General features: G+C 63.3%; 10 protein-coding genes and 1 tRNA gene. 5 read left to right on the top strand and 6 right to left on the bottom strand.

The genetic code is table 11. From position 1 onward, the window contains the following. Window positions 1-65: 65 nt before the first annotated feature. The gene (locus tag BUC40_RS07075; protein ID WP_073265142.1) at window positions 66-635 is read left to right on the top strand and encodes a sarcosine oxidase subunit gamma family protein; all 570 of its coding nucleotides are present in this window, start codon (window positions 66-68) and stop codon (window positions 633-635) included. 184 nt (window positions 636-819) lie between these two features. After that, on the top strand, window positions 820-1590 hold the full coding sequence (locus BUC40_RS07070) for an IclR family transcriptional regulator (protein ID WP_073264082.1): 771 nt from the start codon (window positions 820-822) through the stop codon (window positions 1588-1590). Between the two features lie 159 nt (window positions 1591-1749). On the opposite strand, the gene BUC40_RS07065 is transcribed toward BUC40_RS07070, so the two are convergent. Then, window positions 1750-1839: transfer RNA gene (locus BUC40_RS07065), tRNA-Ser, on the bottom strand. 301 nt (window positions 1840-2140) lie between these two features. Here BUC40_RS07065 and imuA point away from each other — a divergent pair. The 3 genes from imuA to BUC40_RS07050 are packed head-to-tail and all read left to right on the top strand — an operon-like array spanning window position 2141 to window position 7255. Further along, on the top strand, window positions 2141-2761 hold the full coding sequence (gene imuA / locus BUC40_RS07060; RefSeq protein ID WP_073264080.1) for a translesion DNA synthesis-associated protein ImuA: 621 nt from the start codon (window positions 2141-2143) through the stop codon (window positions 2759-2761). A gap of 1 nt (window position 2762) precedes the next feature. Then, on the top strand, window positions 2763-4172 hold the full coding sequence (locus BUC40_RS07055; protein WP_073264078.1) for a Y-family DNA polymerase: 1410 nt from the start codon (window positions 2763-2765) through the stop codon (window positions 4170-4172). Then, window positions 4169-7255, top strand: coding sequence for an error-prone DNA polymerase (locus BUC40_RS07050; protein WP_073264077.1), 3087 nt, complete (start codon window positions 4169-4171; stop codon window positions 7253-7255). The genes BUC40_RS07055 and BUC40_RS07050 overlap by 4 nt, the downstream gene beginning before the upstream one ends. Window positions 7256-7480: 225 nt before the next feature. Here the strand turns inward: BUC40_RS07050 and BUC40_RS07045 are convergent, their stop codons facing one another. The 5 genes from BUC40_RS07045 to BUC40_RS07025 all read right to left on the bottom strand — a co-directional run bounded on the left by BUC40_RS07045 (window position 7481) and on the right by BUC40_RS07025 (window position 12287). Beyond that, on the bottom strand, window positions 7481-7936 hold the full coding sequence (locus tag BUC40_RS07045) for a GNAT family N-acetyltransferase (RefSeq protein ID WP_073264075.1): 456 nt from the start codon (window positions 7934-7936) through the stop codon (window positions 7481-7483). An 83-nt stretch (window positions 7937-8019) separates the two neighbouring features. Beyond that, window positions 8020-8445, bottom strand: a complete 426-nt coding sequence (locus tag BUC40_RS07040) for a group I truncated hemoglobin (protein ID WP_425272914.1) — start codon at window positions 8443-8445, stop codon at window positions 8020-8022. Window positions 8446-8447: 2 nt separating this feature from the next. After that, entirely contained in the window at window positions 8448-9308 is an 861-nt protein-coding gene (locus tag BUC40_RS07035) for a DUF3034 family protein (RefSeq protein ID WP_073264073.1), read from the bottom strand. Window positions 9309-9310: 2 nt separating this feature from the next. After that, window positions 9311-11617, bottom strand: coding sequence for a bifunctional diguanylate cyclase/phosphodiesterase (locus tag BUC40_RS07030; protein ID WP_073264072.1), 2307 nt, complete (start codon window positions 11615-11617; stop codon window positions 9311-9313). Next, window positions 11604-12287 carry a hypothetical protein gene (locus BUC40_RS07025; RefSeq protein ID WP_073264070.1) on the bottom strand — a complete coding sequence of 228 codons (684 nt, stop codon included), beginning with the start codon at window positions 12285-12287 and terminating at the stop codon, window positions 11604-11606. The genes BUC40_RS07030 and BUC40_RS07025 overlap by 14 nt, the downstream gene beginning before the upstream one ends. Window position 12288 lies beyond the last annotated feature (1 nt).

Here is a 12288-nt window from a genome sequence, read left to right as displayed (position 1 = left end):
TTTATGAGCTCCACGGCAATGCCCCACTGACTTTGCTGGGCGAGCGGCTGTTCGTTGCCGGCGCCGTGAGCGACAGCGAGCAACTGCAACGCTGCGCGCTAGTTGACCTGAGCAACCTGCCACGGGTTGGTTTTCGTGGCACCGACGCCGCGGCCTATCTGCAGAACAAGGGCTACCAATTGCCGGACAGGCCCAATCAGGCCTGCCTGCAACACACTGGCGAGCAGGTGCTACGGCTGTCACAGACCGAGTACTTCCTGCTCGGCAGCCTGACCGATGGTGGAGCCCGCATCGCCGCCGACGAAGCGGGCTGGCATTACGACGAAAGCCTGGCCAACTACCTGCTGCCCCGCCAGGACAGCCACACCTGGCTGGCCCTGACCGGCGCGCATCTGCCGGAGCTGTTCGCCAAGATCTGCGGCGTCGACCTGCGCACCGAAGCTTTCCCGTTTGGCGCGGTGGCGCAGACCTCGGTCGCGCGGCTCAACGCCATCGTGGTCAACGGCAGCACCGCCAATTTGCCGGTGTTCCACCTGCTGTGTGATCGCGCATCAGCGCATTACCTTTGGGGCGCGCTACTCGATGCGATGGACGAGTTCGGTGGCAAGGCAGCGGGCATCGAAGCGCTGCAATAACCGACAGTGTCTGCTCTTGCGGGCGATCCGCTGACCAATGATTGCACGCAAACGCAGTACGCGTAGGAGCGCGGCCATGCCCACGAAAAATAGTGGATACAACGCGAAATCCACACTGTGCCCACCATCGCTATCGCGCGTATAGCGCGGCTCCTATGCTTCCCCTCCAGCCCGAGAGAAACCCATGGCTGCCGACAAAGAAGAACTCACTGACTACCGCGTGCCCGCCTTGCAACGTGGCCTGAACATCCTGCAGATGTTCAACGCCAGCGAGCGCAGCCTGAGCAGTAACCTGATCGCCGAGCGCCTGGGCGTCAGCGTCTCGGCCATCTACCGGATTCTGGTTACCCTTACCGAGATGGGTTACCTGAACAAGCTGGGTACCAACAATTACGAGCTTGGCCCCCAGGTGCTCTGCGACGGCTTCGCCTACCTGGCCAGTCGCGACTTGGTGGATATCGCCATGCCGCACCTGAATGCGCTGAGAGATCGCACCTCACTGTCCTGCCACCTGTCAGTTCGCGAACAAACCGACAGTTTGTATATCGGCAGGGCATTCGCCGCTCAGCGCCTATCCGTGAACATTCCCATCGGCACACGTATCGCCTGTCATTGCACTGCCATGGGTCGTATGTTGCTTAGCGATCTGGACACTATGGAGGTAGCTCGTCTTTACCAACACGTGCGCTTGGATGATTACCCGCCGCCAGCACCGAAAACGCTTCCTGAACTGCAAGAATTGCTGGAGCAGGACCGCCAGCGCGGTTGGGTTCTACACCGCTCGGACTATTCGGCTGCTATCGCCTGCTCCATTCGTAATCACCAGAACAAAGTAGTAGCCGCCATTAACTTATCCGGACCTGAAGCGGTAATGGATAGCGCGCTTACCCAAGAACGGTTTCTACTGAACCTCCAGCAATGCGCGCAAGCGATATCCAGGCAACTAGGGGGCTAAAACCACAGAGCAACTGAATATTCTCAGTGCCTAGGCTCTGTACGACCCCTAGGGTGAAGCGCTAAGGGATTGCCCTAAATCTTGCCTTAAAGGCTAAACCCAGAAACACAAAACCCCTGAAATCTTCAACAGATTCAGGGGCTTAGTGATTTTTAAATATGGCGGGAAGATAGGGATTTGAACCCTAGGTACCATCGCTGATACAACGGATTTCGAATCCGTCCCGTTCGGCCACTCCGGCATCTTCCCAGGCGGCGCGCATGATATCAGCAGAAATCGGTTTGGCGAAGCCTGTCGTGTAATTTTTTTCACGTGCTATCAAATGCTTGGCTCACTGCCTTGGTCCAGGCAATGCCGCCAGCGGCTTGCTGGCGTATCTCGCTTTGGCCGCGATGCGTTGCAAGCTGTGGCGCAGGCGCTCTTCATTGAATCTGTTCGACCGTTGCAGCAGCGCTGTGCCAGCTGCGCACGATCTACTCGACGGATAGCACCTTGTCGACCAGCCAAAATACTGTATATTTAAACAGTATTTTCTTCCCATCTACCTGCCATGCCTTCCCTCGTCGCTATCGATCATCTGCTCAATGAACGCCATATCTGGCGCGGCCAGGGCGTTGTTGCGCCCAGTGGGCACCAGCCTACGGGCAACGCTGAGCTGGATACATCGCTGCCGGGCGGTGGTTGGCCGGAGTCGGCGTTGAGCGAGTTACTGGTCGAGGTGCCGGGCATTGGCGAGCTGCAGGTGCTGCTGCCGATACTGGCGCGCCTGAGCGCTGCCGGTGAGCGGGTCGTGCTGATCGCGCCGCCCTACCTACCCTTTCCCAGCGGCTGGTTGGCGGCGGGGGTGGAGATGAAGCAGTTGACGCTGATCCAGGCGAGCGCACGGGACGCCCTATGGGCGGCCGAGCAATGCCTGCGCTCGGGAAGCTGCGGCGCCGTGGTGCTCTGGCCACAGCGCACCGATGACCGCGCCTTGCGCCGCCTGCAGATCGCCGCGGAAACCGGGCAAACCCTGGCCTTCGCCTACCGCCCATTGCACGAGGCGCGCAACCCTTCGCCGGCAGCCTTGCGCCTGACCATCCAGGCGCAGCCCGCCCAGGTACGGGTGCTCAAATGCCGGGGTGGGCAGCCGCCGGCACGGGCGTTTACCTTGAGCGCCTGGGGGGGTTGAGATGCGCTGGGCCTGCATCCTGTTGCCACAACTGGCCATGGACGGCGTGCAGCGTGGCCGTGAGGACCACGCTGCACCATTGGTGCTGCTGAGCGGTACGCCCCAGCGACGCGTGTTGCAGGCGGTCAATTCGCCCGCCCGGGCCCTCGGCTTGCGCCCGGGGCTGACGCTGACGGCGGCGCAATCCTTGAACTGCGCGTTCGCCAGCGCCGAGTACGACCCCGCCGACATCGAGCGCTGGCGCAATTTCCTGGCTGCCTGGGCCTACGGTTTCAGCTCCCAGGTCAGCCTGCACTATCCGCGTTGCCTGCTGCTGGAGGTGCAATCGAGCCTTGCCCTGTTCGGGCCCTGGCCGCGCTTCGAGGCGCGCTTGCGTGAGGAGCTGACGGCGCTGGGCTTTCGCCATCGCATCACCCTGGCGCACCACCCGGCTGCGGCGCGCATGCTCGCCAACCTGCACGATGGCCTGGCGATCACCGAAGAGCAGGCGTTGCGCGAACGCCTGGCGGCCATGCCGCTGGAGCGCATCGGCCTGCCCGAGGAGCTGGTCACGACGCTGGCGCGCATGGGTCTGCGCCAGGTGCGCCAGCTGCAGGCGCTGCCCCGCGACAGCCTGGCGCGACGCTTCGCGCCCGAGCTGCTGGCTGGTCTGGATACCCTGATGGGCCGGCGCCCGCTGGCGCTGGATTACTACCGTCCGCCGGATGTGTTCGACAGCCGGCTGGAGCTGCACTTCGAGGTAGAATCGACCCAGGCCCTGCTGTTTCCGCTGCGCCGCCTCACGGCGGATCTGGCCGCCTACCTGGCTGGCCGGGACTGCGGCGTACAGCGTTTCGTGCTGCACCTGGAACACCGCGACGGTGAAGACAGCCTCATGCCCGTCGGCCTGCTCAGCGCCGAGCGGGATGCGGCGATGCTGCTGGAGTTCACCCGCGGCCGCCTGGAGCAGCTGCAATTGCCCTCACCGGTGCTGGCGCTGCGCCTGGTGGCCCGCGACCTGCCGATCTTCGTGCCGCAGCATCAGGCCCTGTTCGAGGATCGCCCACAGCAAACCCTGGGCTGGGAGCAGCTGCGTGAACGTCTGCGCGCCCGTCTGGGCGACGACGCCGTGCAAGGCCTGGCCGCCCATGCCGATCATCGCCCGGAGAAGGCCTGGCGCACCGATACCAACCGCGCCTCACTGCCCAGCCCAAGCGGCGCCCGGCCCAGCTGGCTGCTGCCAGAGCCGCAGGTGCTGCGCGAGCCGCTGCATATTCTCAGCGGCCCGGAGCGCATCGAATCCGGCTGGTGGGATGGCGAGGATGTGCGCCGCGACTACTACCTGATCGAGACGCGCAGCGGCCAGCGCGGCTGGGCCTTTCGCAGCGTCGGCGATGACGGCCCGTTGCGGCTGCACGGCTGGTTCGCATGAGCCTGCCCGAGTACGCCGAGCTGCACTGCCTGTCGAACTTCAGTTTCCAGCGCGGTGCCTCCAGCGCCGCCGAGCTGTTCGAACGTGCCAAGCTGCTCGGCTACCGCGCCCTGGCGATCACCGACGAATGCACCCTGGCCGGCATCGTGCGAGCCTGGCAGGCCGCCAAAGAGCACGAGGTGAAGCTGATCGTTGGCAGCGAGCTGAGGCTGCAGGGCGGCGCCCGGCTGGTTGTGCTGGTCGAGAACCTCGCCGGTTACCAGCGCCTGTGTGCACTGATCACCCGCGCCCGGCGGCGCGCGGAAAAGGGCCACTACATCCTGCTCGACGAGGATCTGCCCGTGGAGCCGGACGGGCTTTTGGCCATCTGGCTGCCGGCGCCGACCGACGACGCCATGGCCGGTGCCTGGCTGCGCGAGCGCTTTACCGAACGCCTGTGGCTGGGCGTAGAGCTGCACCGCGGCGCGGATGATGCAGCGCTATTGCAACATGGCCTGAGCCTTGCCAAACAACTGGGTATTGCCGCCGTGGCCTGTGGCGACGTACACATGCACGCCCGTGGCCGCCGCGCCCTGCAGGACTGCATGACCGCAATCCGCCACCACCTGCCCGTGGCCGAAGCCGGCGCCCACCTGTTCGCCAATGGCGAGCGCCACCTGCGCCGCCGTGAGGAACTGGTCGAGCTGTATCCGCCCGAACTGCTCGCCGAAACCCTGCGAATCGCCGAACGCTGCCGGTTCGATCTCGGTGAGCTCAAATACCAGTATCCCCATGAGCTGGTGCCGGCCGGCCATAGCGCCAGCTCCTGGCTGCGCCAGCTGGTCGAGGACGGCATCCGCTGGCGCTGGGGCGATGACATCAACGACGAAGCGCGGGCGCAGATCGAAAAGGAACTGGCGCTGATCAGCGAGCTTGGCTACGAAAGCTACTTTCTGACCGTGCACGACATCGTGCGCTTCGCTCGCGAGCAATCGATTCTCTGCCAGGGGCGCGGCTCGGCGGCCAACTCCTCGGTGTGCTTTGCCCTCGGCATCACTGAACTCAACCCGATGGCCAAAGGCAGCCGCCTGCTGTTCGAGCGCTTCTTATCTCGCGAGCGCAACGAACCGCCGGACATTGACGTGGATTTCGAGCACGACCGCCGCGAGGAGGTCATCCAGTACGTGTTCCGCCGCTATGGCCGCGAGCGCGCGGCGCTCACTGCGGTGGTCAGCACCTACCATGGCGCCGGGGCGATTCGCGACGTGGCCAAGGCCCTGGGCTTGCCGCCGGATCAGATCAACGCCCTGGCAGGTTGCTGCGGCCGCTGGAGCGACCGCATTCCCGATGCCGAACGCCTGCGCGAAGCCGGTTTCGATCCGCAGAGCAAGGTGCTGCACCGGGTGCTGGTGCTCGCTGGCGAGCTGATTGGCTTTCCCCGCCACCTCTCCCAGCATCCCGGCGGCTTCGTGATTTCCGAGAACCCGCTCGACACTCTGGTGCCGGTGGAAAACGCCAGCATGGCCGAACGCACCGTGATCCAGTGGGACAAGGACGATCTCGACGCAGTCGGACTGCTCAAGGTCGACGTGTTGGCTCTCGGCATGCTCAGCGCTCTGCGCCGCTGCTTCGACCTGTTGGCCGCCTATCGCAACAAACGCTGGACGCTGGCCAGCCTGCCGACCGAGGACAAGACCACCTACGAGATGATCAGCCGCGCTGATACCCTGGGTGTGTTCCAGATCGAATCCCGCGCGCAGATGGCCATGCTGCCGCGCCTGCGGCCAAAGACCTTTTATGACCTGGTGATCCAGGTGGCCATCGTGCGGCCGGGGCCGATCCAAGGCGATATGGTGCACCCTTACCTGCGCCGCCGAACCGGTGAAGAAGAAGTCACCTATCCCTCTGAGGAGCTGCAGCCGGTGTTCGAGCGCACCCTCGGCGTGCCGCTGTTTCAGGAGCAGGTGATGGAGCTGGCAATTATCGCGGCCGGGTACTCCCCAGGTGAAGCGGACGAACTGCGTCGTTCCATGGCGGCCTGGAAGCGTCATGGCGGTCTGGAACACCACCGCCAGAAGCTGACCGAGGGCATGCTCAAAAAGAACTATCCCATCGAATACATCAACCGCATCTTCGAGCAGATCAAGGGCTTCGGCAGCTACGGCTTTCCCGAGTCCCACGCGTCCAGTTTCGCCCTGCTCACTTACGCCAGCTGCTGGCTCAAGTGCCATGAACCGGCAGCCTTCGCCTGCGCGCTGATCAACAGCTGGCCGATGGGTTTCTACAACCCGGACCAGGTGCTGCAGGACGCCCGCCGCCACGGCCTGCGCATCCACCCGGTGGACGTGCGCCACAGCGCCTGGGAGTGCACCCTGGAAGACATCGGCAAGCCGCAACCGGCGATTCGCCTGGGGATGTGCCTGGTCAAAGGCTTTCGTGAGGACGCCGCACTGCGCATCGGCGCCGCCCGCGAGCAGGCGGTATTCAGCGATATCGCCGAGCTCTGCCAGCGCGCCCGCCTGGACAACAACGCTCGCGCACGCCTGGCCGACGCGGGCGCCCTGCAGGCGCTGGTCGGTCATCGCCATCAGGCGCGTTGGGCCATCGCCGGGGTGGAGCCGCAGTTACCGTTATTCGCCAGCCTGCCGGCAACGACCGAAGCCAACATCGAACTGCCGAGCCCCAGCGTTGGTGAAAATCTGCTGATCGATTACGCCACACTGGGCACCACGCTCGGGCCGCACCCGCTGTCCTTACTGCGCAGCAAACTCAGGGCTGCCCGCTGCCGTAGCCGCCGTGAGCTGGAGCATGTTGAACCCGGAAGGATGGTCAGCGTGGCCGGCCTGGTGATCGGCCGCCAGCGCCCGCAAACCGCCAGCGGCGTGACCTTCATCACCCTGGAAGACGAGTTCGGCATGATCAACGTACTGGTGCGCCTGGAACTGGCCGAGCGCCAGCGCAAGACGCTGCTGCAATCGCGACTTCTGCGCATCGACGGGCATCTGGAGGCGGCTAATGGCGTGCTGCACGTGATCGCCGGGCGGCTGGTCGACCTGACGGACTGGCTAGTGGGGCTGGATGTGCGTAGTCGGGACTTTCATTGAGTGGGATACAGCGAGTGGTAGTTCGGCTGTGGTTTTGACGGGCTGCGCCCATCCTACGTTTCAGGCTCACCTGACTAAATGAGAGACATAGGGTAAAGCGGAGCCCAATTTATGTCGGAACGGGCAGGGACGCCCAGTTCATGCATTACTCAGTGGGAACGGGTCATGCCCGTGAGCTTTTCGCGCGCATGGCGCGCTCCCACAGGGTGACTGGGGCCGTAGCGCCTACAGCGAGCGGCGCATACCGATATGGGGAATATCGTCTTCCAGGTACTCGTCCGTTACCGCGACAAAACTGTAGCGCCCGTAGTAACCCTGCAAGTGCGCCTGGGCAGACAGGTAGATCGGCAGGCCTGGCCAGCGCTGGTCACAGGCTTGCAGCGCCTGTTCCATAAGGCTGCGGCCAACGCCAGTGCCACGTGCGCTGGCGGCAGTGACGACTCGGCCAATCACTACTTCGCCGTCATTCAGGGCTGGATCGAGTAAGCGCAGATAGGCCAACAGCTCATCGCCACGCCAGCCAAATAGATGGCAGGTTTCGCCTTCCAGATCGCGGCCATCGACTTCCAGATACGGGCAGTTCTGCTCGACCACGAATACCTGAGTGCGCAGCACCAAGGCGGCATAAAGCTCGGTTTTGCTTAGCTCGTTATGGTGTTTGCACTGCCAGGTGACGGACATGATCGACTCGCGAGAAGAGGCTCAGGGACGGCTGGCGACTCTAACCGCTTAGAGCCGCTTCGTCATGCGCGAGAACCATGGCTCTACTTCTCGATGATTTGCCCGCGCAAAGCAGCCAGGCGCGCCAGCAGGCGGTTCTGCACCGGCGTCGGCACACCCTGGCTGTCCATCGAGGCCTGCAGGTTCTCGACCAGCGCATTGAAGTGGCTGGGCGACAGATTCTGACCCTTGTGGCTTTCCTCCAGCGAGTCGCCGGTGTACACGCAGGGCCCGCCGGCGATCACGCAGAACTTGTCGACCAGCTTGTCGCGCAGCCCGGCGATATCCACCTTGGCAAAGAAATGCACGATGCGCTCATCGCGTGCCACGTTGATCAACATGCCTTCGACGATACGGGTGATGCCGGGCTTCTCGCCCAGGTCACGGTACAGGCTGTCATCCTTGGCCGGCTGTTGCGCGCAGCCAATCACTACCAGCGCCAGCAGCGTAACGCAGAGTGAACGCAGCATGCTCAGAAACTCCCCTGCACGGACAGGTAGGCGCCGTTCTGGTTATCCAGCGTGGCGATCTCGCCGAGGCGCGCATAGGCCAGCACGATGGCCAGGTGCTTGTTAGGGAAGTAACCGACGAACAGGTCGGCCCAGTCGCTTTCGCCCGCGAAGTTGAGGTTGTCTGGTTTTTCCCGGTACTCCACGCCCACAGCCCACTCGCGGTTGAGCAGCACGGCAACCGAACCTTCCTTGAGCACTGAACGACGGTCACGGCGGTCACCGCCAAAACCCAGCAGGCCCATCTCGTTGGCACGGCTGTAACGCACGCCGCCGTTGAGCAGCAGGTTGTAGCCAAAGGCGCCGCCGAGGATCAGCCGGCTGGCGGTCAGATAGCCTTCGGTGTCTTCGTCACGCTTGGCGCCGACCAGGCTGGGAATCAGAAAGTCTTTCTGGCGCTTGTGTTGAATACCCAGAGAAACCTGGGGCAACTGGTCGTAGATCAGGTCGCCGAACAGGCGCACCTTGATGCCGAGGATATCCTGGCTAAGGCTGTTTTCCGGCAGGCTCAGATCACGGGCCAGGGTGCCCAGATCCAGGCGCTGGCGTGCGTAGGAGAACTCGATGCGGTTGTCATAGGCTGCTGCCATACCGGCGACATCCAGGCGGTAATCGCCGGTTTCCACCCGGGTGGCGAAGGCGGCGGCGCCCCACTCGCCTTTCTCGCCATAGCCCGCCAGCACCGCCCAAGGGGTTATGCCGCCGCCAGCAGCACCTTCAAGGCTGCTCGCGCCGCCGGTTGCCAGTAAACGGCCCTCATCAGCCAGGGCGGCCGAGGTGAGCAGGCCCAATAAAAGGGTGCCAGTCAATTGCGATAGCCACATGATCAATGCACCAGAGAAACAGAAGAGGTTAATGGGCGCTGCGTCCAGAGCTCGAACGCCTGCGGCGCCAGGGGCCGGCTGATCAGGTAACCCTGCACGCTGTCGCAATTCCAACGATCGAGCAGATCCAGGCTGCGCTGCAGCTCGACGCCTTCGGCGACCACCTTGAGGCCCAGGCTGTGGCTCATCTCGATGGTCGAACGCACGATCACTGCGTCTTCGCTGGTGTCGTCCAGGTCACGGATAAAGGCCTGATCGATCTTCAGTTCCTGCACTGGCATGCGCTTGAGCTGCGTCAGGGAAGAATAGCCGGTGCCGAAGTCATCCACCGACAGGCCAACGCCTTTCTCGCGCAACGCGTGTAGCACCTGCAAGGCAACTGCCGGGTTGAGCATCACACCACTTTCGGTAATTTCGAAAATCAGCTGTGCGGGCGGAATCTGATAATGGCTGAGCAGGCGAGCGACCCGCGTAGGCAACTCGGCATCGACCAGATCCTCGGTAGAAATATTCAGTGAGAGTTGCACCACCATCCCGCGCGCGCGCCAGTCCTGCAACTGACGCAAGCCCTCCTCGATCACCCAGGCGGTGAGCAGCTGGATGCTGCCGGTGCGCTCAGCCAAGGGGATGAATTCACCGGGTGACACCATGCCGAACTGCGGGTGTTGCCAGCGCAGCAGGCCTTCGGCCTGCAGGCGCGCCGGGTTGCGGAGGTCGAGCTTGGGTTGGTAGTGCAGCAGCAGTTCATCGCGCTGCGCGGCGCGGCGCAGGTCGCGAATCAACTGTACCTGGCGCTGCTGGGCAGCATCACGGCCACTCTCGTAAAGCTGAATGCGACCCGCCAGATGCCCGGCGTCCTGCATGGCGATGGACGCGCGGCGTAGCAGTTCTTCAGCGGTCGCGCCGTCGCTGGGGTAACCGGCGATGCCAATGCGACAATCCAGAGCAATATCGTGGTTGTCGACCCGGAAAGGTTTCATGGACAGCTGCTGAACCCGGTCGGCGGTGGCCACCGCACTGTCGACATCGGCGCCGTCGAGCAGCAACACGAATTCATCGCCCAACAGGCGCGCCAGGCTGTCCGAAGGGCGCAGCGCGGCTTGCAGGCGGTTTGCCAGTTGCTGCATGACGCGGTCACTGCCGCCCGCCTCGCAACTTTCACTGACGGTACGCAGGTTGCCTATCCCCAGGTACAACAGCGCGATATGACGCTGCGCTACGATAGCGCTGTTCAGGCGTTCGAGCGCCAGGTTGCGGTTGGGCAGCCCGGTCAGTGGGTCGTGCAGCGCATTGTGGGCCAGCTGCCGCTCACGCTCGGCAATACCCTGCTGCATGCTCTGGAAGGTCTTGGCCAGGCTACCTAATTCGTCCATCCGATCGAGCGCCAGCGGCACCTCATAGTCCCCCTGGCCGACACGCTCTGCTACACCGGCCAGCTGGCGGATCGGCCGCGATAGGCTGCGCGCCAGCAGCAGCGCGCCCAGCAACGAAGCCACCAGTGCGGCCACGGCAATCAGCAAAATCTGTTTGTTGAGTACTGCTACCGAACCACGTGCCTGTTCGAGCGAACGCTGTAGCAGCGCCTGTACCTTAAAGCCCTCACCGCTGGAGAGCACCAGGCGCTGCACGAGGAAGGGTTCATCGCCATGCATGACCTCGCCGCTGTCACCGTCAAGGACGATCATCGGCATGTCTTCCAGGGTGCTCACGCGCACGTCAGGCTGGCCATCCATGCTGCCGATGATGGTCAGCTCCAGGTGCGTGAGCTGATTGAGCTCGCGGGCGAAGCGATCATCGATGGCGAACCCGGTCACCAACCGCGCAATCGGCAACGGTGCATTGATGTTGGCTTGCACCAGCAGATAGATGTGGCCGTCGAACGGCATCAGGATGCTCTGCCCCTGCTGGCTCAGTTGCCGGTTGATCTGCTCGGCGCGCGCCACCGAGAGCGGCGCCACGGTACTGGCAGTCAACTTGCCGTCCATGTTGAACATCATCACTACGCCGGCGTTGATCCGCGCGCCATGGTTGAACAGTGCCGAGCGGATGGTCGCCTCGTCACCACTCGCCACCGCCTCGCGAAAACCGAAATCGGACGTCAGCACCTGTACCGCATCACGCAGCTGGCGAGCATGAGTATCGAGCAGTTGCCCGAATATGCCGGTGCCCACATCCAGTTGCTCGCGCGCTTGAGTACGAATCGACGCAGTGGTGGCCGCCTGCACGGCGAAATACAGCACACAGATGACTACCAGCGGCAGCAGGATCAAGACACTGGCGATACGCGCCTGGAAACTAATGCGAACCATGTTCCACGGCTTTTTTGAAGGCGTCGCCGAAGGCGCTGGGTGGTGCACCCGGTGGTTCACTGACACTGGCGCCATCGACTGGCAAGGTAAAGCGCGGTGATGCTGTACTGCCTTCAACTTTCAGCGCTTCGCCCTGCGCGGGCTGCATGTCAGGCAGCGCCGAGTGCCAGAGAGTTACCTGATAGTCCCCAGCTGGCAGGTTATCGAAGCTCACATGCCCCTGAGCATCGCTGACGGCAAACCAGGGGTCATCGGTGACGTAGATATAGCCCACCATCCAGTCATGGATGTTGCAGCCCAACACCACCAGGCCGGGCTTGTCGAAGATCACAGGCGAGCTTGGCGTGCCCTGGTACAGGCGTAGCTCGAAGCGTTTGGCCGGCGAGAATGAATAGACCTGGTGGCGAATGTCATCGCGGTTTGGAAAGGTCACCGCAGTTCCGGATCGCACGGCCAGCACGCTGGGTACGAAACGCATATCCTGCTGGTCCATCATCGCGGTGCCGGGCGCTGCCGTGCTGGCACCCGTCTTACTGCTTAGCGTAACGACGGCGTTGGCCAGCGGCGCGCCCTTGGCATCCACCACCTCGCCTTGCAGACTGGCAGCCTGGACGGCGCACAGCGACCCGAACAGATACAGATGTACAGCGAGAAGAAAACGTTTGGTCATG

The organism is Phytopseudomonas punonensis, assembly GCF_900142655.1.
In the GTDB taxonomy this organism is placed as follows: Bacteria; Pseudomonadota; Gammaproteobacteria; order Pseudomonadales; family Pseudomonadaceae; genus Aquipseudomonas; species Aquipseudomonas punonensis.
This window is presented reverse-complemented; position numbering and strand designations above follow the sequence as displayed.